At 61.3% G+C, this 19,518-nt stretch carries 12 protein-coding genes; 2 read left to right on the forward strand and 10 right to left on the reverse strand.

Going from position 1 to position 19,518, the window contains the following annotated elements; all coding sequences use genetic code 11:
* Nucleotides 1-20: 20 nt before the first annotated feature.
* The 5 genes from WBK23_RS06970 to WBK23_RS06990 form a co-directional block, all read right to left on the reverse strand.
* Nucleotides 21-2,168, reverse strand: coding sequence for a putative bifunctional diguanylate cyclase/phosphodiesterase (locus WBK23_RS06970; RefSeq protein ID WP_424483229.1), 2,148 nt, complete (start codon nucleotides 2,166-2,168; stop codon nucleotides 21-23).
* 73 nt (nucleotides 2,169-2,241) lie between these two features.
* The gene (locus tag WBK23_RS06975; RefSeq protein ID WP_424483230.1) at nucleotides 2,242-6,027 is read right to left on the reverse strand and encodes a response regulator; all 3,786 of its coding nucleotides are present in this window, start codon (nucleotides 6,025-6,027) and stop codon (nucleotides 2,242-2,244) included.
* A 180-nt stretch (nucleotides 6,028-6,207) separates the two neighbouring features.
* Nucleotides 6,208-6,894 carry an OmpA family protein gene (locus WBK23_RS06980; RefSeq protein ID WP_424483231.1) on the reverse strand — a complete coding sequence of 229 codons (687 nt, stop codon included), beginning with the start codon at nucleotides 6,892-6,894 and terminating at the stop codon, nucleotides 6,208-6,210.
* A gap of 82 nt (nucleotides 6,895-6,976) precedes the next feature.
* Nucleotides 6,977-7,624, reverse strand: a complete 648-nt coding sequence (locus tag WBK23_RS06985) for an MBL fold metallo-hydrolase (RefSeq protein WP_424483232.1) — start codon at nucleotides 7,622-7,624, stop codon at nucleotides 6,977-6,979.
* A 2-nt stretch (nucleotides 7,625-7,626) separates the two neighbouring features.
* Complete coding sequence (locus WBK23_RS06990; protein ID WP_424483233.1) at nucleotides 7,627-8,646, reverse strand: AraC family transcriptional regulator; 1,020 nt, start codon at nucleotides 8,644-8,646, stop codon at nucleotides 7,627-7,629.
* 431 nt (nucleotides 8,647-9,077) lie between these two features.
* On the opposite strand from WBK23_RS06990, the gene WBK23_RS06995 reads away from it, so the two are divergent.
* The gene (locus tag WBK23_RS06995) at nucleotides 9,078-9,917 is read left to right on the forward strand and encodes a metal-dependent hydrolase (protein WP_424483234.1); all 840 of its coding nucleotides are present in this window, start codon (nucleotides 9,078-9,080) and stop codon (nucleotides 9,915-9,917) included.
* 103 nt (nucleotides 9,918-10,020) lie between these two features.
* Here the strand turns inward: WBK23_RS06995 and WBK23_RS07000 are convergent, their stop codons facing one another.
* Nucleotides 10,021-10,962 carry an alpha/beta fold hydrolase gene (locus tag WBK23_RS07000; RefSeq protein ID WP_424483235.1) on the reverse strand — a complete coding sequence of 314 codons (942 nt, stop codon included), beginning with the start codon at nucleotides 10,960-10,962 and terminating at the stop codon, nucleotides 10,021-10,023.
* Nucleotides 10,963-11,041: 79 nt separating this feature from the next.
* Nucleotides 11,042-11,722: a TetR/AcrR family transcriptional regulator gene (locus WBK23_RS07005; RefSeq protein WP_424483236.1), complete on the reverse strand. Its 681-nt coding sequence runs from the start codon at nucleotides 11,720-11,722 to the stop codon at nucleotides 11,042-11,044.
* Nucleotides 11,723-11,820: 98 nt separating this feature from the next.
* On the opposite strand from WBK23_RS07005, the gene WBK23_RS07010 reads away from it, so the two are divergent.
* Complete coding sequence (locus WBK23_RS07010) at nucleotides 11,821-12,687, forward strand: hypothetical protein (protein ID WP_424483306.1); 867 nt, start codon at nucleotides 11,821-11,823, stop codon at nucleotides 12,685-12,687.
* On the opposite strand, the gene WBK23_RS07015 is transcribed toward WBK23_RS07010, so the two are convergent.
* The 3 genes from WBK23_RS07015 to WBK23_RS07025 all read right to left on the reverse strand — a co-directional run bounded on the left by WBK23_RS07015 (nucleotide 12,676) and on the right by WBK23_RS07025 (nucleotide 19,194).
* On the reverse strand, nucleotides 12,676-15,414 hold the full coding sequence (locus tag WBK23_RS07015; RefSeq protein ID WP_424483237.1) for a LuxR C-terminal-related transcriptional regulator: 2,739 nt from the start codon (nucleotides 15,412-15,414) through the stop codon (nucleotides 12,676-12,678). The genes WBK23_RS07010 and WBK23_RS07015 overlap by 12 nt on opposite strands.
* Nucleotides 15,415-15,768: 354 nt before the next feature.
* A complete protein-coding gene (locus tag WBK23_RS07020; protein WP_424483238.1) occupies nucleotides 15,769-17,136 on the reverse strand; it encodes a DUF1329 domain-containing protein in 1,368 nt (455 codons plus the stop codon).
* A 30-nt stretch (nucleotides 17,137-17,166) separates the two neighbouring features.
* Nucleotides 17,167-19,194 (reverse strand): DUF1302 domain-containing protein, encoded by a 2,028-nt coding sequence (locus WBK23_RS07025; RefSeq protein WP_424483239.1) that lies wholly within the window; start codon nucleotides 19,192-19,194, stop codon nucleotides 17,167-17,169.
* Nucleotides 19,195-19,518: the final 324 nt, after the last annotated feature.

Here is a 19,518-nt window from a genome sequence, read left to right on the forward strand (position 1 = left end):
ACGCCTCGGCTCAAGCCCGCCTAACCGGCGGGCTTTTCATTGCGCGGCAGGTTGTGCCAATCCAGCTGCGCGGGAAAGCTTTTGACCTGCTCGGCGCTGAGCCCCGGTGCGACCAGAAAGCCCTGCATGATGGCGCAGTTGTGCTGCGCCAGCCAATCGCGCTGGGCCATGGTCTCCACCCCTTCGGCGATCACTTCCAGGCCCAGGTTGCGCCCCAGGTCGATGATGGTGCTGACCACGGCGGCGTCGCGTGGCGAGTCGAGCATATTGGCAATAAACAGGCGGTCGATCTTCAGCGTATCCAGCTCGAAATGGCGCAGGTAGGCCAGTGACGAGTAACCGGTGCCGAAGTCATCGATGGCGATTTTCACCCCCAACTGGCGCAGCTGGCGAAGTTGTTCCTGGCTGGTTTCCAGATCCTGCATCAGCGCACTTTCGGTGACCTCCACCTCCAGCTGCTGCGGGTTCAACTGGTGTGTTTCGAGCACCCGGCGCAGGTCCTCGACCAGCTGCGGCATACCGAATTGCACCGGGCTGACATTCAGGCTGAGCACCAGTTCGGCACCAAACTGCTGGCTCATCTGCCGGCACTGCTCGACGCCGGCCTGGAAGATCCAACTGCCCAGGCGGTTGATCAGCCGCGTCTCTTCCAGCAGCGGGATAAACACCCCCGGCGCAACGGTACCGGCAACCCGGTGCTGCCAGCGCAACAAGGCCTCGAAGCCGCGCAGGCGACCGCTTTCGAGGTAGATCTGCGGCTGATAGACCAGCACGAAGTCGTCGTTCTCGATGGCGCTGCGCAGGCTTTCCTCGAGCATCAGGCGCGAGCGGGCGCGACCGTTCATTTCCGAGGAGAAGAAGCGATATTGCTGGCGGCCCGCGCGCTTGGCCTCGTACATGGCCATATCCGCCGCCCGCAGCAAGCCCTCCACGGTTTGCCCGCACTCGGGGAAGCAGGCGATGCCGACACTCGCGCCCAGGGTCACATCGACGCCATCAAGGGTGTGCCTGACCGACACCTGCTCGATCAGCTTTTCGGCGATGCGCGCGGCATCTTCGGGGTGCTCCAGGCTGTCGAGCAAGGCGGTGAACTCATCACCGCCAATGCGCGCCAGGCTGTCGTATGGGCGCAAGCTGGTCTTGAGCTGCTCGCCCACCAGTATCAACAGACGGTCGCCGGCATCATGGCCGAGCGAGTCGTTGATGCGCTTGAAACCATCCAGATCGAGGTACAACACCGCCATGCGCTGGCCGCTGCGATCGATCCGCGCCAGCGCCGAATCCAGTGCTTGGTAGAAACCGCGACGGTTGAGCAGGCCGGTCAGGGAATCGGTAATCGCCTGCGACTCCAACTGCTGATGCAGGTCGCGCACCGCCGACATATCCAGGGCCATGATCACCATGGCATGTTGCAGGCGCGGCAAAGGCGAACAGGACAAGGCCACCGGCACCTGGCCGCCATTGAGCGTGCGCAGGTTGGCGTCATGCAGGCGATAGGCCTCATGCCGCCGCCAGTGCCGATAGAACTCGGACATTCGCCACTCGCAGGTCACCTGCGGATTGACCAGGTAGGACAGCATCTCGCTGCCCTCCAGATCACTCAGCGAACCCTGCAGCATGCGCGCCATGGCCGGGTTGGCGAAGTTGATGCGGCCGTCCTCGCCGACCACCATGATGCCCTCCGCGGCGTTGTCCAGTACCGAGGCATTGAAGGCGCGCGCCGAATCCAGCTGCTGGGTCAGTTGCAGCAGCTCGCTGCGATGGCGTTCGTGCTCGAGCAGGGCATGAATCTTGTGGCGCAAGACGCTGGGGTCGAACGGCTTGAGCATGAAGTCCACCGCGCCGGTGGCGTAGCCCTTGAGTACCGCGTCCTGGGTTTGCGCGATGGCGGAAACGAAGATGATCGGGGTGTAACGGGTACGCGGGTTGCCACGCATCAGCCGCGCCACCTCGAAGCCATCCATGCGCGGCATCTGTACATCCAGCAACACCAGGCCGACATCCTCTTCGAGCAGGCATTGCAAGGCCGCCTCGCCAGAGTCGACGCAACGCAGCTGCCAGTCGCCCTGTTCCAGCAGCGCTTCCATGGCTTCAAGGTTTTCCGCGCGATCATCCACTACCAGAAGAATCTGTGTACTGGGCTCGACCTTCGTCTGCAGGTGTGCCATTGAGCTCTCCCTTGTCCCTGGCGGCCGCGCTGACGGCTCCTGTTGTGGTTCAGGTTAGCAGGCCAGGGTAAAACTACTGCGTGAGGCCGGAGCCCGCGGCCGAACGCGATGGTGTATCGGCGCTGGCCAGCCAGCGCACCAGCATGCCCAGCAGGGCATCGCGGCTGACAGGCTTGGCCAGGTAATCGTCGGCACCGGCGGTGATGCATTTTTCCCGATCGCCCTTCATCGCATACGCGGTCAGGGCGATGATCGGGACATTGCAACCGTGCTTGGTCTTGAGCAGCCCGGTGGCGGTATAGCCGTCCATATTGGGCATGGCCATGTCCATCAGGATCAGGTCGAAGGGTTCGCGCAGGTAACAGTCGATGGCTTCCAGACCATCCTTGGCCGGGGTGATGTGCAGCCCCACCTCATCGAGCAGCGCGGTCAGGGCGTAGACATTGCGCACATCGTCATCCACCAGCAGCACGCGCCGGCCTTCCAGCGGGTTCTCCGCTCGCGGTGTCGCCAGGCTCTGCTCCGGACCGCGCACGCCACCGAGAAACCCCTGCACCGCCTCGCTCAGCTCCTGCATGTCCTCGCCATGCTTGTGCACCACCACCGCGCTGTAGCGGCGCAGTCGCTGCAAGGCCTGGCGGGTCACGTCGACCCCGGTATTGATCACCACCCGCGTGCCGTTCAGCGGGCGATGTCGGTCGAGGCTTTCCAACAGCTCGAAACCATCCTGATCGGGCAAGTCGAGGTCGATCACCAACGCGTTGAACGCGCCCTGGGCATAGGCCTGATGCGCTTCGTCAGCACGCGCACAGGCCTGCACGGTGAACCCCAGCTGCTGCAGGTGATTGCGGTAGTGCTCGCGCTCGACCTCGACATCCTCCACCAGTAACAGGCTCTGCGCCGGCACCTGCCCGAGTTGCTGCAAATCGACGAAGACCTGTTCCAGGTCCGCACGCTGGATCGGCTTGACCAGGTAGCGCGTGCCATCGTCGTTCCAATCCATCGGCTGCGGCACGCAGGAGATGATATGCACCGGCGTGCTGCGGTGGTTGGCTTGCCCGCGCAGGCGACGGAACAGCTGCCAGCCACTGATATCCGGCAGCAGGATATCGAGGATCACCGCACTGAAGCGCTCGCCTTGCAACAGGTTGAGCGCCTGCACGCCACTGCGGCAATGCACGCTGGAAAAGCCGTGGGCATGCGCCTCGTCGGCGAGCACCGAGGCGAAGTTGCTGTCGTCCTCGACAATCAACACCGCCGGGCCTTCGCCACTTCGCAGCGGAGCCTCAGTGTCGGGCTCGCTCTGCACCTGCGCCATGACGCGCACCGGCAGCGTCACGCTAAAGCAGGAACCCTGCCCCGGCGCGCTTTGCAGGCTGATTTCACCGTCCATCGCCAATACCAACTGGCGAGTGATGGCCAGGCCCAGACCGGTACCGCCAAAACGCCGGCTGGTGGAACCGTCAATCTGCTGGAAGGCCTGGAAGATCTGTTCGTGCTGCTCGGCCGCAATGCCAATGCCGCTGTCCTGCACGCTGAAGCAGAGCAGCTCGTGCTCGCCCTCCGGCTCGCCAGCGGCGCAGGACACGGTCAGGCTGACCTCGCCGTGCTCGGTGAATTTCAAGGCATTCGACAGCAGGTTGCGCAGGATCTGGTGCAAGCGCACCCGGTCACTGTGGATCACCCGCGGCACCCCGGCCTCCAACTGGGTGCGCAGGTGCAGCCCCTTGATCTCGGCCATTGGCCGCAGGCTGGCATCCAGCTCGACCAGGATGTCCTGCATGTTCAACGGCTCCAGCCGCAGCTGCATGCGCCCGGACTCGACCTTGGCCAGGTCGAGCACATCGTTGATCAGCTGCAACAGATCACTGCCGGCACGGTGCACGATATCGGCATGTTTGGCCTGTTTCTCGGTCAGGTTGCCGGCACTGTTCTGGCGCAACTGGTCGCTGAGAATCAGGATGCTGTTGAGCGGCGTGCGCAGCTCGTGGGACATATTGGCGAGGAACTCCGACTTGTAGCGATTGGCCAGAATCAGCTGCTCGGCCTGGTCGCGCAGGCGTTGCTCCGCCGCCTTGCGCTCACTGATGTCGATGATCACCGCCTGCACCAGCACATCGGTGCCACTGCGCAGGGGCGACAAGCCGACTTCCAGCGGAATCAGATGACCATCGCAGTGCTGGCCGAACAGCTCACGGTTGCCGCCCATGCGCCGTGGTGCCGGGTCATTGAGAAAGCCTTCGCGCAGGTGTGGATGCGCCTTGCGCAGGGCCTCGGGTAGCAGGCGCTCGACGGGCTGACCGAGCAGCTCATCGCGCGGGTAGCCGAACATCAGCTCGGTCTGCCGATTGACCATGGCCACCAGACCTTGACCATCGACCAGCACGATCGAGTTGGGCGACGCCTCGACCACCAGGCGGAAACGCTCCTCGGCCGCACGCCGCTCGCTGATATCGATGATCACCGCCTGCACCAGCACCTCATTGCCAGCGCGGATTGGCGACAGGCCAACCTCCAGGGGAATCTGCCGGCCATCATGATGACGGCCAAACAACTCGCGATTACCGCCCATGCGCCGCGGCTCCGGCGCGGCCTGGAAGTTCTCGCGCATGCCGACGTGAGCCTTGCGGATGGACTCCGGCAACATTTTTTCTACGGGCTCACCCAGTAGCTCCGCGCGGGTATAGCCGAACATCAGCTCGGTCTGGCGATTGACCATGGCGATCAGGCCGCGGCTATCGACCAGCACGATGGCGTTGGGTGAGGCCTCGATCACCAGGCGGAAGCGCTCTTCACGTTCACGCATACCCTGATTGAGGCGCTCGCTGCTGGCCAGCGTCCGCTCACGCAGGAACAGGTAACCACCGACCAGCAAGGACAGCAGCAGCGCGGCCAGCAAACCGCTGACCAGACCGACATTCAGGCTGTTGTTGTGCACCGCCTGTTCATACTGGGGCGTGCTGCTGACCTTGAGCTGCCAGGTCCGGCCATAGATATTCAGCGTGCGCTGCGCCTCAAAGCGCGACAGCCGGGCCTCTGCCGAGGTCAGTTTAAGCAGCGGGCTGGCAGCATCCATGCTGTCGACCAGCTCGACCCAGAACAACTCGCTGCTGCTGCCGAGAATGCCTTGCATCAGGTCGGCCATGCGGAAGGTGCTGGCGACCATGCCCTGTACTGCCGCCTGACGTTCCTCGGTATTGGTCTGCGGGGCATTCTGGCGGTACACCGGCAGGTAGAGGATCAACCCGGCCTGGACGGCCTGCTCGGTTTCCTGCCTGAGCTTGAGTGGCCCGGTCAACACCGCTTCACCGCTGTCGCGCGCCAGGCTGATGGCTTGCCGACGGGTCGCCTCGGTATACATGTCGAACCCCAAAGCCCGCCGATTGCGCCAATCCAGCGGGTTGATGAAGTCGACGATCAGGTAGTCATCGCGCAGCCCCGGCGGAAAAGCCTGGAAATCCGGGCGCCCGTTGGCCCGCGCAAACTGCACGTAGCGGTCCAGTTCGGCACCGCGCAAATAACGGTTCCAGCTCAGGGCCTGAATGCCTGGATAGCGCTCCTGCAGTTGCAGCTGATCACCCGCCCGCTGCCACTCGTCATGGGAGACATCGCTGCTGCCGGCCATCAACCCGGACATGCCGCGCAGGACCATCTCGTAAGCCAGCATGCGCTCGCGCACGCTCTGCTCGACGCCATCCACCGCCAGGGCGAAGCGGGCGTCCTGCTCTTCACGGTTATTGGCCCCCAGCACCAGCCACTGCCAACTCACCAGGGCGCTCAGGCCGGCCAGCAGACACAAGGTGACCAACAGAGGAACCCAGGGCTTACGCGAGGGAAAAACCGGCGGGGTGTCGTCCATGAGCGCTCCTGATCCTTGCTGTGCCCACTGCAATCAGCGCGAGGGCACCCACTCGCCACGCGGATTGCGGAGCAGATGTTGAGCAGTCTAGTCAGGATTTTGCGTCAGTCGAATCGCACGACCGGCGGCGCTCAGCATGCAAAAGGCCCCAGAACGGGGCCTCTTGTACAACTGCGAAGGTTATTGCTGGCCAGGCAAGGGGCGCAGGTTGATCTCCACCCGACGGTTCTGCGAACGCCCTGCCTCGTTGGCATTGCTGGCAATCGGCTGATCCGGGCCTGCTCCACGGGTGCTGACCCGGGCGCTATTGACGCCCTGAGCAAACAGGTAATTGGCCACGCTCTGCGCACGGCGCTGCGACAGGCTCATGTTGTAGGCATGGCTGCCGGTGCTGTCGGTGTGACCGATGATCTCGATGCTGTTCTGCTCGTACTGACGGAACGAGTTGGCCAGGTTGTTCAGCGGGTTATAGAAGTTGCTGGCGATATCCGCCGAATCGGTGGCGAAGGTGATATTGCCGGGCATGATCAACTGGATATTGTCACCCTGGCGCTCGACCTGCACCCCGGTGCCTTCCATGCTGCGGCGCAACTCGGCTTCCTGCTTGTCGGCGTAGTAGCCGTAACCCGCGCCAGCCGCACCGGCCACAGCAGCGCCGATCAGCGCGCCCTTGCCGCGGTTGTCATGGTTGATCGCCGCACCGGCCACCGCGCCGGCCAGAGCACCCAGGCCACCGTACTTGGCGGTTTTGCTCATGCCACCGGACGGCTCTGCAGCGGTCTGGTTGTCATAGGGATTGGGCGAGGCACAGCCTGTAACCAGCGCGGCCAAGGCGGCGACAAGGATCAAGCGTGAAGGGGTAAACATGGTTGGAGCTCCCGAGGCAGTGTTCGTCGCCAGACAAGTTGGCAGAGGTTAGAGCGCGCGACGCGCGGAAGATTCCCTGGACTCAAGCGCGCACAAAGGGGTTTTCGCGCATTTCATCGCCCAGCCGGGTGTCGCTGCCATGCCCGGTGACCACGGTCGCGTCCTCATCCAGGCTGTACAGACGCTGCTTGATCGAACGCTCGATGGTCGGGTAATCGCCGCCCCACAGGTCGGTGCGACCAATGCCGCGCTTGAACAGGGTGTCGCCGGCGATCAGCAGCTTGTCCTGGGGGAACCAGAAGCTCATCGAACCTGGCGTATGCCCTGGCGTGTGCAGTGCCACGCCGCAACCACAGGCCAGCTCTTCATCATCGGCCAGCCACTGGTCCGGGGCCGGCACCGGGGTGTAAGGCACGCCGAACATGCGGCACTGCATTTCCAGGTTGTCCCAGAGGAACTGATCGTCCTTGTGCAGATGCAGGGTCGCGCCGGTCAGCTCCTTCATCTGCCCGGAAGCCAGGAAGTGATCGAGGTGCGCGTGGGTATGAATGATGCTCACCACCTTAAGGCCGTGGGCTTCCAGGCGCGCCATGATGTGCTCGGGGTTGCCACCCGGATCGACCACGATGGCCTTCTTGGTCAGCGGGTCGCCGATGATCGTGCAGTTGCACTGCAAAGGCCCGACGGGGAAGGTTTCGCGGATCAGGGTCGGGATTGCGGCAGAACTCATGGTTATTCCTCAGTGCGGTAATCGCTGGGCAGTTTACCCGTCCACTTCTTGAACGCACGGCGGAAATTCGAGGGGTCGCTGAAACCCAGCAGGTAAGCGATCTCATACAGCGGCAGATGGGTGGTGGTGAGGTATTGCAGGGCCAGGCTCTTGCGCACCTCATCGAGCACCTGCTGGTAACTGGTGCCCATGCTCGACAGGTGCCGGCGCAGGCTGCGGCCGCTGGTGTGCAGGGCATCGGCGGCACTGGCCAGATCGGGGAAGTCCCCGGGGCGCGCCAGCAGCAGGCGACGCACGCGGGTCAGCAGGCCGTCCTGCACATCCAGGCTGGCCAGCAGCGCCTCGCACTGCTGCTCGCACATCTGCACCGTGGCCGGATTGGCCAGCGCCATCGGCCGGTCCAGATAGGCGATCGGCATGCTCAGGCGGTGATAGGGCTGATCGAAGGCCACCGCCGCGCCAAACATCCGCTCATAACGCTCGGCGTAATGCGGCGCGGCGTGGGCAAAACCCACCTCGACCTCCTGCAGACGCTCGCCCACCAGGAAACGCGCGATGGTGTACAGGCTGGTCAGCAGGCCTTCGGCGGCAAACCGGCTGAGTGGCCCCAGCGGCAGCGACTCACTGGCGCGCAACTCGACCCGCTCGCCCTGCTCGACCATCTCCAGTTCATAGGTCAGGCCCAGCACCCGGTAATACTTGAGGGCAAACTGCATGGCCTTGCCCAGGTTGGCGCTGGACAGCACCGCGTAGCCGAGAATGCCATGGGTCGAGACATTCAGCCGCTGGCCGAGCAGCAGCCCCAGCGCCGGCTCATCGCACAAGCGCAGGGCACAACTGGTGAGCTGGGTGAAATCGCTAAAGGACAAACGCCCCTGGGGATTGCCCAGCACCTCGGGCCTGACCCGCGCCTCGGCAAACAGCTGGGCGCGTGGCACGCCAAGCTCTTCGACCAGATCCAGCAGGGCCGCCGCATAAGCGACCGGAACCAGTTCGGCATTGAAATTGAGTGATGGCTTCATGGGTTTCTTATTAGTAGTTGGCCAGATATGACCATTTTTCTCGACGATAACCTTGTTCGACAAAACCCGGCAAGCGCATAAATGCACCATGGTGCCAAATCGGTCGCGCAGTACAGCTCACGAGCAATGGCTTAATCGGCGTGCGGTCATCTTCAGGGAAGCGGTCGATGTGCTGCCACATCCGAAGGTTTGGCGCTGGCCCGACCGTGCAGTGGCACTCAGCGCGTTGCGCATGCCCAAGATAGACGCTGCAAAGCCTTATGAATGGCCTTGAGCCCAGGCACCGCAGGCCCTGCAAACGGCCATACAAAGACAACAGAACAGCACTAATGGCCATAAATGACCGAAACATTGGCTGTTGTGAACCTTTGCCAGCCGACTTGGCGAACCCATAGTGCAAGCATGCTCAGTCAGAGACTCAGGGAGTCAGCATGGTCAGCACTACCCCGGAAGGTTTGCAGATTCGTCCACGGCATATGGATTTCGATTTCCCCAATCCACTGCCGCGCCATTGGCACAGCGGCGATGCCTTCAAAAGCCATTTGTTCGATGCCATGTCGGTGCTGTTCCCCGACGGCGAACGCTTCTTTATCGACTCGGTGCGACACTTCCGCGACCAGATCGACGACCCGGTGCTGAAAGAACAGATCCGCGGTTTTATTGGCCAGGAAGGCCACCACAGCCGCGAGCACCTGGAATACAGCAACCGCCTGCGCGACCTGGGTTACGACATCACCCGTATCGAGAAGCGCGCCCAGGCGCGCATCCGCTTCACCCAGAAGAAGTTCTCGCCGCAGCGCCAACTGGCAGCCACCGCGGCGCTGGAACATATCACCGCGATCATGGCCGACGGCCTGCTCAAGGACCCGCGCCATATGGCCGGCGCGCACCCGACCATGGCGCGTCTGTGGCGCTGGCATGCGCTGGAAGAAACCGAACACAAAGCGGTGGCCTTCGATGTGTACAACCAGGTCTGCGGCAGCCGCAAGCTGCTGCGCCGGGCGATGCGCATGGGCACCTTCTTCTTTCTGCTCGACACCAGTCGCGGCCTGATCCATATGCTCAAGCAAGATGGCCTGCTGTGGAACTGGCGGGTCTGGCGCGACGGCCTGCAGTGGATGTGGGGCAAGGAAGGCGTATTCCGCCCGCTGATCGGTGCCTATCTGGACTTCTTCAAAGCGGACTTCCACCCCTGGCAGCACAACAACCTCGAGCTGCTCTACCAGACCCGCAGTGAGTTTGATGCGCCGGCGCAGAGTCAGGCGGCCTAAGGCGGACACTGAAGCAAAACGAAAAGGGAGCCAGATGGCTCCCTTTTTTATTCTTCTATTTTTCACTGATCGCGACGGCTGCTGCCATCGCGATCGGGCCCTGTCAGCCCTGCAGAAAACGCAGGGTATCCGCCGCGCTCTGCTGCGGAATTTCCTCCATGGGAATATGCCCGACACCTGGATAGATTTTCACCTGGATGCCCGGCAGGTCGCGCTGCCACAGCGGCACATGCTTGGGCGAAATCCAGCGGTCGCGCTCGCCCCACAGCAGCAGGGTCGGAGCCTGAATCTGCGCGACCCGCTCGGGGGTGGTATGCAGTTCCTGTTTATTGACCTTGAGCAGCACGCGGAAGATCTCCATCATCGCCCGCCGATTGCCCGGCCGCCGGCTCAGATCGTTATAACGGTCCACCACGCCGGGTTTGATCCGCGCCGGTTCGCCGTAGACTTCCTTGATGCCCTGGGCGATCAGCGCCCGCGGCATCCACAGCGGCATGGCCACAGTCGAACCGGGCAAGGCGGCCGAGGCGATCATCCACGGCACCTTGTGCATGTGATAACCGGCCGGGTCGATCAGCACCAGTTTCTCCACCCGCTGCGGCTGCGCCAAGGTGAAGTTCCAGGCGATATAGCCGCCCAGGGAATTACCGACAATCGAGGCCTTGCTCACGTTCAGGTAATCGAGCAGCAGGCCGAACACCTTGATCATCCGCTCGGCCGAATACACGCCATCACGCGCCGGCCCGGTCAGACCGAAACCCGGCACATCGAAGCGGATAACCCGGTAATCCGCAGCAAAGGCCGGCAGCCAGTCATCCCAGGTGTGCAGGGAGGCGACCACGCCATGGATCAGCACCAGCACCGGCTTGTCGCGGCTACCCTCATCGCGGTAGTGCAGGTTGAAACCATCCAGCTCGATATAGCGTGAGCCGCTGGCAGCGTTGCCGTAGCGGGCCTTGAGGTTTTCCAACGGCAAGGCACCGAAGCCCAAACGGGCGAAGCCGGCCGCCAGTGGTGGCGTCAGCGGGAGACTGGAAGCAGACATGCAGGCACCTCTAGATTGTTGTTATGGGAAAGACGCATCCGCCCTATCAGAGCATGCCTAATCCCCGCTGACGCCTAACCTAGGTTGAGCTGGAGGCGCTGCAGAGCGAGGCGATCAACAGCTCGCTGAGCACCCGCTTGGCCTGTTCGATCTCGGCGCGACTGGCCGCGCGGCCGAGCAGCTCCAGCGAGGCGGCTTCCATAGCCCAGATCAGGGCGCGGTAAGTCAGCGGCTCGGCCGGGCGAGTGTCGCCGTGCAAACGCTCGGCCAGCAGCCGCGCCATCTCCGCATGCGCACGCTGGCGGTGCGCGGCCAGCGGCGAGTCGGCGCGCAGGGCCTCTTCCTGCATCAACCGAATGATCGGCCCGACCGCCAGGTGATAATCGAAATAACGCCCGACCATCGCACTCAGCCAGGCCTGCGGGCTGCCGGCGCTGCTCTGCATTTCACTGAAACGCGACAGCAGCAGGGACACCGCCGTCTGGTAGATGCCTTCGAGCACCTGCATCTTGTTCTCGAAGTACTTGTAGAAGGTCCGGCGCGACACATTGGCCGCCGCCAGCAGGTCATTCACCGTGGTCTCGGCCAGGCCCTTGCGGGCAAATACCGGGATCGCCGCCAGTTGAATATTGGTGCGCTGCAGATGGCCGATCAGCGGCCCGTCGCCGTCCTGTTCCTGCTGCTGCGCCACCGCACCGTAACCACCCAGATCCTCGAATACCGCACGCACAGCACCGAGTTCGGCTAATGCCTGTTGCATGGCCAGTTCCCAACCAAGGCGCGGGTGACGTAACAGAGCAAGCTGGTTACTCTGCAGTTGATTACTCTGAACGCCATAGCCGCAGGATTATTGTTGTGCTGAACACGCTAACACGCCGTCTCGGCCTACCGCTGGCCATCCTTTTGCTGGTTCTGCTGTCACCCGTGCAGGCTGCCGAGCTGTTCTACCTCGGGCAGAAGATCCCGGACATCCACAAACCCTGGAACAGCGCCGATTACCAGCAGCTGCTGGAGGCCCTGAAAAAGGTCGACAGCACCCAGGCCAACGCCTTGCCACGGCGCAGTGGCGAGTTCACCGGGCCGATCTACCAGCGCATGGTCAGTGAGGAGAATTTCCGCCCGCAGCTGAATATCTACGCGTCGTTGGATCTACGGCAGAACGAGGCCCGCGAAGCGCTGTTTCGCCTCAAGGAGCTGATGCGCCTGTACTTCGACTTCCGCGCCGTGCAGCAGCCGTACGCCGCCGAGGCGCTGGGCCTGATGAGCTATTCACTGCGCCAGCAGGCGGTGCTGTTCACCCTCACCACCGAGTTCTGGATGACCCTGTCGCAAACCGAACAGAGCAACCCGGTGCGCCTGCAGGGCCTGCACGAGACCAAGGCCGCCGCCGCCATGCTGACCTCCAGCGCGCTGGACTACCTGGGCCTGACCAAGCAGTTCGACCGCGAGGAACTGGTGCTCTACAGCGCCGAGCTGAGCAAGCAAATGCCTGAACTGTTTATTCACCTGAGCGTCGATGTGCGCGAGGTATTGCTGCAACGCGTCGAACAGCTGGCGCAACAGCACGCCTATGCCGAAGTGCAGCAGAACATGCGTGAACTGCAGCCGGTGCTGCTGAGCATTCAGACCGATGTACAGGGCAAACTGGCGGCAGCGGCAGCCGCACCGAACACGCCGAAGGCACGTCCGCTGGATTTATCCGTACCGGCTGAGTCAGCGCAATAAACCCAGACTCTTGGCCCGTGCTACTGCTTGCGTCCGGCGCTCGACGCCGAGCTTGCTGTTGATATGGCGGGCGTGGGTCTTCACGGTGTGCAGCGAGATAAACAAGCTCTCGCTGATCTCCTGGTTGGAGCAACCCTGGGCAATTAGCTGCAGCACCGACAACTCGCGAGCGCTCAAGGCATCGACCACCGCGGCATAGTCTTCCTGGCTGGCCGCCGGCTCAGCCGTCGGCAATACAGCCAACAGGGCCGTAACCAGTGGGCTCGGGTCCTGCACCGCCAACTGCTCGCGCAGCCACTCGGGCTGCTGCACCAGCACGCCGTGAAAGGGCAGCAAGCCGCCACCGGCCGCCGCCAACAAGGCATTGCGTAGCTGCTGCTGGGCCTCACGTTCGCGGCCGTCATCGCGCAGCAACCCGGTCAATTGCATCTGCGCAATCACCCCGAGCAACTGCCCGCCGGTATCCTGCGCCAACTGGTTCAACGCACGCAAACGCTGCTCAGCCTGTTCCTGCTGGCCCTGCAAGCGCTCGAAAGAAGCCAGGTGCAACTGGATATGCAGCGGCAATTGCGGATGAAACTCCGGTGCAGCAGCGGCCTGCTCACCACCGTAAGCATCGACCAGACGGCTTAGCCAGACGCCAGCCAGCTCCACCTGGCCCTGGCGCAGCCACAGCTCGCATTTGGTCAGGGTAATCATTGCCAGGTAGTAGATCGGCGGAATATCCCAGATATGCATCAGCCGCTCGGCCTCGGCCAACTGCGCAAACGCCTCGGGCAGATTGCCCTCGCGCCCTTCCAAGCTGGCCAATACGCAATAACCGATCAGCACACTGATATCGCGGCAACTGCGCGCTTCGGCAATCCCGGCCAACAGGCGCTGGCGGGCCTGCTGCGGCTGCAGGCGCAGGTTGAGCAGATGGCCCTCGTACAGGGTCAAGCGACCGCGCACCGCATACTGACGCTGCGCAGGCAACGTGGCCAAGCGCTGCAAGCCCTGACGCACTTCATCCAGCGCCCGCAGCACCTCGCCACGCGCCTGTAACACCCGGGCACGGTCGTAATGCGCCAACGCTTCGAACAAGGGGTTAGCCACCCGCTGCGCCAGCTCCAGGGCCTCGCGATTCAACGCCCGCGCACGCCACAGGTCGCCATGCACGATCGCCAGGTTGGCCAGGCTCGACAGGCACATCAGGCGCTGGCCGTAGCGCTCCAGCGGCAGACAGCTCAGGGCCTCACTGCAATACGCCTGCGCCTTAGTACTGTCACCACGGCCACGGGCAATCACCCCGCTCAGCGCCAACCACTGCGCCAGCAAAGCCTGCTGCTCAGCGGCATCGCGTGCGGGCAGGAAACGTTGCAACTGGCCGAGCAGCTCTTCGGCGGCATCCAGCTGACAGGCCAGCGCCAACGCCCAGCCGTACAGCAGGATCAGGCGCGGCGTGCTGGTCAGCAAACTGTCCGGCAAGTCCATCTTCCAGCGCAGCAAGGTGGCGACATTCTGCTCGGCCAACAATTGCTCTTCGGAGAGGTTCTGCACCAGATTGGCGGCCACATCCGGCTGGCCGGCGCGCAATGCCTGCTCGATCGCCTCATCCAGCAGCCCCTGCGCGCTAAACCAGCGACAGGCGCGCAGGTGCATACCGGCGGCCGGCTGACTCAGTGCAGTGGCCGGGCGATTACGCAAGAGATCGGAAAACAGATGGTGGTAGCGGAACCACTTGCCCTGCTCGTCCAGCGGCACCAGAAACACCTGGTGCGCCTGCAGGTGACGCAGGATCGCCGCGCTGTCATGGACATCGCGCAGGGCGTCGCACAGCTCGGCGCAGAAACGTTCCTGGCTGGCGGTTTCATAGAGGAAGGCTTGCACCTCGGCGGGCTGATGCTCGATCACCTCTTCCAGCAAATAATCGCGAATCAGACCCTCGGCCGCCTGCGGCAGGCGCATTAACCCCTCGTCATCCTGATTCTGGCTGGCCGCCAGCGACCACAAACGCAAGCCCGCCACCCAGCCCTCGCTGCGTTGCAACAAGTTGGCCAGCGCCTCGGCAGACAGCGCGCTGCCTTGCAAGGCCAGCAATTTCGCGCTTTCACTGTCGGTCAGGCGCAGGTCCTGCTCATGCAGTTCAAGCAACTGGCGGGAAAGCCGCAGGCGCGCCAGATGCCAGTCCGGTCGCTGCCGGCTGGTCACCAACAGCAGCAAGCCCGCAGGCAGGTGGTTGAGGAAGAACTGCAGGCAGCGATCCAGCACCGCGCCCTGGGCCAGATGGTAGTCATCCAGCACCAGCAACAGCGGCCGTTGCGGATCAAGGCACAGTGCCAGCTCGTCGAGCAGGCCGTCCAGCCATTCCTCGAATGCGAAAGGCTGATGGCGCTGGCGCAATCGGAGCAATCCCAGCGCCTCGTTGCCGACCCCTGGAAAGAACTGCTGTAAGCCGCTGAGTAAGCGCTCTAAGAACCGACCTGGATCACTGTCGCGCGGGCTCAGGCCCAACCACAGGCTCTGCCACTGCTCGGGCAGGTGTTCGCAGAACTCGATGGCCAGAGAACTTTTGCCAAAGCCTGCCGGTGCACTGACCAGCAGCAAACGCCCGGCCAAGCCAGCGTGCAAACGCTCACACAAACGCGGGCGTGGCACATAACGGGCAGGCAACGGCGGACGATAGAAATGCCCACCCACCACGCTGGGCGCAGAAACTAAACCAGGAATTGGAGACAGATCAGTCATCAGCCGGTTTCTTGTAGTAGTCAGGCAGAGGCACTACCAATGTCCCGCAGACTAGCGTCTTGCCGCGCGCATTTGAAGCCCTGAGAGCAATCCTGTGGCGAACGGCCACGATTGCTCACACAGACTGAACATTTGCCGGGCTTTATCACAGACATAAAAAATGGCCGGAAGCCATTTTTAACGTCGCACAGCGACGGCCAGAAGGGTGGCCGTTATGGATGCAGAGCCATAAAAAATCGCCGGGAGCGATTTTTAACGTTGCGCAGCAACGGCCCGGAGGGTGGCCGCCATGGATGGCAGGCCATAAAAAAACCGGCCCTTGCAGGCCGGTTTCTTATGCAGCGTCACACAGGCTTAGCGAACGCCCGCCTGGCGCAGGGCCGCAGGGGTGTAGTCGCTTTCTTTCGCCGGGTAGTCGAACTCGTAAGCACTCTTCTCTTCGTTCTTCATACCCAGAGCCAGGTAACGACCGGACAGCAGGTCATACAGGGTCTCGATGCTGTACCACGGCACTTGCTTGTCGTAGTAGTACTGCGAGTGGGCCTCAGCCACACGCCACAGGGTACCGCGACCGTCGTAGTGGTCGATGGCAGCAGCTTGCCAGGTATCTTCGTCGAGGTAGAAATCACGCTTGGCATAGATATGACGCTCACCCGACTTCAGGGTTGCAGTCACATTCCATACGCGGTGAAGCTCGTAACGGGTCAGATCCTGATTGATGTGGCCAGCTTTGATGATCTCGCTGTATTTCAGCTTCGGCGAGTCCAGACGGTAGCTGTTGTACGGGATGTAGATTTCCTTCTTGCCGTTCAACTTCCACTCGTAACGGTCAGGTGCACCGTTGTACATGTCGAAGTTGTCCGAGGTGCGCAGACCATCGGCGGCGGTACCCGGGCCGTCATAAGAAACCTGAGGGGCACGACGCACGCGACGCTGACCGGCGTTGTACAGCCACGCCAGACGCGGCTCCTTCACCTGGTTCAAGGTTTCGTGTACCAGCAGCACGTTACCCGCCAGACGCGACGGCGCAGTTACCCGTTGCTTGAAGTAGAACAGCACGTTGCTGGCCTTGCTGGTGTCGGCGTCCTTCAGCGCACCACGGAAGGTGAACTCATCCTGGAAATAAACCAGGCTGTAAGAACCGTTCGGCTGCGGAGTCGCCTGGGTGACCAGACGCTTCACACTGCCGCCACGGTAGCGAGTGATGTGGTTCCAGATCGCTTCCAGACCGTCCTTAGGAATCGGGAACGGGTTGGCCTGGTCGAAGTTCTCCAGACCGTTACCACCCTCAACCAGCTTGGTACTCACCGCGTTGCTCTTGGCAGCCGCGATGATCTTGTCCGGCAGGTTGGCCGAACGATGGGTAGCGAACACCGGCATTTTGTAGCTGTCCGGATAACGCTTGAACATGGCCAGCTGCCCTGGGGTCAGCTTGTCCTTGTACTGACCAACGTTCTGCGCGGTGATGGTGAACAGCGGCTGCTCGCTCGGGAACGGATCCGAGAGGAAACCAGCAGCATCAGCAGTACCCGCAGTGGCTGGCAGACCGCCAGTCCAGGCTGGGATCGAACCATCAGCATTACCGGCCATCTCAGCGCCGACTGGGGTCAGCGTAGTGCCCAGCTTGGCCGCTTCATCCGGCGCGACCGCCGCCATTACACCACTGGCCAGCAACGACAGTGTTAGAGCACCGGTTTGCAGCAGACTTTTTGTTGTTTTCATAGATATAGCCTTCCTCAAAATCCTGTCTGCTTAGAAGTTCACACCAAGGCTGAGCGCAACGAAGTCGCGATCAATCGAAGTGTTGTATTTGCCACCGAAGAAATCGGTGTAAGCCAGGCTGGCGGTGTAGGTGTTCTGGTATTCAGCATCCAGGCCCAGGCTTACAGCCTTGTTGCCTTCGCCGAACAGACCGTTAGGACCATAACCATCTACGTCATGCGACCAGGAAACGCTTGGCTTCAAGTTCACACCGGCGAATACATCCGGGTAATCCCAAATGGCGCGAGCACGGTAGCCCCAGGAAGTGCTGGTTACGAAACCATCGTCTTCACAGTACTTGCTGACATTCTCAGCATTGGCGTTACCACCTAGGGTAGAAACGTTCAAGCCTTTGCAAGTGGGATAGGCCACGCCACCCGTTACATAGTTACCCGGCAGCGGCCCTGGGCCAAAAATCGGATCTCGCCCATAACGAACATCATCAGTACTTTCCAAGCCACCAACATGTGCAACACCGATCTCACCGACCAATGTCAGACGGCTAGCCCCCATAACCTGATCAAAGAAATGAGTGAACGTAGTCTGGAACTGGGTAATTTCCTTACGGTTATAGCCTCGGGCGATAGAGCCAAAGCTGCCATCTAACAACGAAACGTTGCCAATACCCGCGGGGCCGTAAACAGCATTACCCAGAGTTAAGCCACCACCCAGCGGAGTCGACAAATCACCAAGCGGCTTCAAGCCTGCATAGAGAACATCAGTCGTTGTGATCTGCACGGGAGCATTCGGGCGATAACTAACCTCACCCGCCCATGCCGTACCAGTAGGCAGAGTGGTCGAGAAGCTAACACCATAGAGCTTTATGTCCTCGGGATAGGACATGAAGTAATTACCATTACCCGCGGCTGCAAGCGGGGCCAAAGGAGCAATTGCGCCAACAGCTTGCAGAAGACCACCGGGAATAAAAGGGTTCACTGCAGCAGAGGTAGCGGTTACCCACTGCCCAATTGCGTTGTAATCCGCTTCTGAACCAGCCTGCCCGTTAAAGAACGGGGTGCGGCTGTGATAGTTCATAAAATAGGTACCGAACTCGGTATCAAGTGGCTCGAAAAAATAACGGAACGCCAAGCCCCACTGCCCACTGTCACGAGCATCCTGGTCGCCACCCCGAGGAACGATTACACCTTCTCCGGAATCACTCCAGTTAGCACCAACAGCTTTAAGGCCAGGAACGACGAAAGGAGTCAACGCCCCCAACCTTGCATTGACGGCACTTTCATTGGCCAACACGTTCAGGTTGCCATCGCAGCCATCTGCAACAATATCTGCTTGCGCAAAGAAAGTGCCGCAGTTATCCACTACGGTCTGATCCCATTCCAGCTGGTAGAAAGTCTCCATGGACAGGTTTTCGGTCAGGCTCTGCGAGACATAGAACATATTGACCGGAATCAGACCTTCCTTGATTTCTGCACCCGGACGGCGAAACGCAGCAGCGTCAACCGGGTTAATCGAGTTGATGCTGTTCTGGATAAAGGTACTTTCACCCCAGCTTACGACTTGCTTACCCAGGCGCACGGAGCCAGGCTGATCAGCCACTGAATAGTTGTGATAGACAAAGGCATCGAGGATTTGCGCACCAGACGACTGTGCTGCAGTTTTACGATGACTATCGTCGATATCTTTGAAGATACGGCTTTCGTCTTTCAGCTCGAAGTCGTACCAATACTTGCCACGAACAAATACACCGGTATCGCCGTATTTCAATTCAAGATCGTGGATACCTTTGAAAATCTTCGAGAAGGTTTCACCCTTTTTGAAGTTCATATGGGAATCATCTGAGGTCTGCGAAAGACCGTCACCGCCATTGTTGAAACCAATCAGATCTGGGTCCGCGCCACGCACCGACCAGCTCGCGCCAACCGACAGCGAAGAGTCGAACTGGCCTTCGATTTCACCAATATTGAAAGTAACGCCGAACGCGGGTGCGGCGAGAGTGGATGCGAGGCTGACGGCCAATGGCAGTTTCGCCAGGCGCCAGGTTTGTTTTGTTTTTGTCATCGACGCTACTCCATGTGTTTTTTTGTTATGGATGGTGCGGACTATAGCCAGCGGGTACTACTGCTTGATCCCTCTAAAGTGTGATTTGCAGCCCCCAGGCACTCTGGCCCGCAGGTTTCGGCGCTTTTACCATCGCCTGCCGAGCCAAGAATGGACTGAGAAGAGCAATTAGCAAGCCAAACGCTTGTTTGACCAATCAGTCACTAAAAAGCAGGGGAGATTTTCTGGAGCAGAACGCTCCCTGATAAGCCGAAACAGTCCCAACGCACAACCGAGGACAGCCGCTAAATGCCCGAAACGCCTGATAATTTGCCGGTTTCAAGG

It is taken from the genome of Pseudomonas sp. (assembly GCF_049653025.1).
GTDB lineage: Bacteria > Pseudomonadota > Gammaproteobacteria > Pseudomonadales > Pseudomonadaceae > Aquipseudomonas.

Excerpts from the sequence above, each read along its gene's own strand:
- WBK23_RS06970 (WP_424483229.1), bottom strand. The coding sequence starts at position 2,168 with ATGGCACACCTGCAGACGAAGGTCGAGCCCAGTACACAGATTCTTCTG.
- WBK23_RS06975 (WP_424483230.1), bottom strand. The coding sequence starts at position 6,027 with ATGGACGACACCCCGCCGGTTTTTCCCTCGCGTAAGCCCTGGGTTCCT.
- WBK23_RS06980 (WP_424483231.1), bottom strand. The coding sequence starts at position 6,894 with ATGTTTACCCCTTCACGCTTGATCCTTGTCGCCGCCTTGGCCGCGCTG.
- WBK23_RS06985 (WP_424483232.1), bottom strand. The coding sequence starts at position 7,624 with ATGAGTTCTGCCGCAATCCCGACCCTGATCCGCGAAACCTTCCCCGTC.
- WBK23_RS06990 (WP_424483233.1), bottom strand. The coding sequence starts at position 8,646 with ATGAAGCCATCACTCAATTTCAATGCCGAACTGGTTCCGGTCGCTTAT.
- WBK23_RS06995 (WP_424483234.1), top strand. The coding sequence starts at position 9,078 with ATGGTCAGCACTACCCCGGAAGGTTTGCAGATTCGTCCACGGCATATG.
- WBK23_RS07000 (WP_424483235.1), bottom strand. The coding sequence starts at position 10,962 with ATGTCTGCTTCCAGTCTCCCGCTGACGCCACCACTGGCGGCCGGCTTC.
- WBK23_RS07005 (WP_424483236.1), bottom strand. The coding sequence starts at position 11,722 with ATGCAACAGGCATTAGCCGAACTCGGTGCTGTGCGTGCGGTATTCGAG.
- WBK23_RS07015 (WP_424483237.1), bottom strand. The coding sequence starts at position 15,414 with ATGACTGATCTGTCTCCAATTCCTGGTTTAGTTTCTGCGCCCAGCGTG.
- WBK23_RS07020 (WP_424483238.1), bottom strand. The coding sequence starts at position 17,136 with ATGAAAACAACAAAAAGTCTGCTGCAAACCGGTGCTCTAACACTGTCG.
- WBK23_RS07025 (WP_424483239.1), bottom strand. The coding sequence starts at position 19,194 with ATGACAAAAACAAAACAAACCTGGCGCCTGGCGAAACTGCCATTGGCC.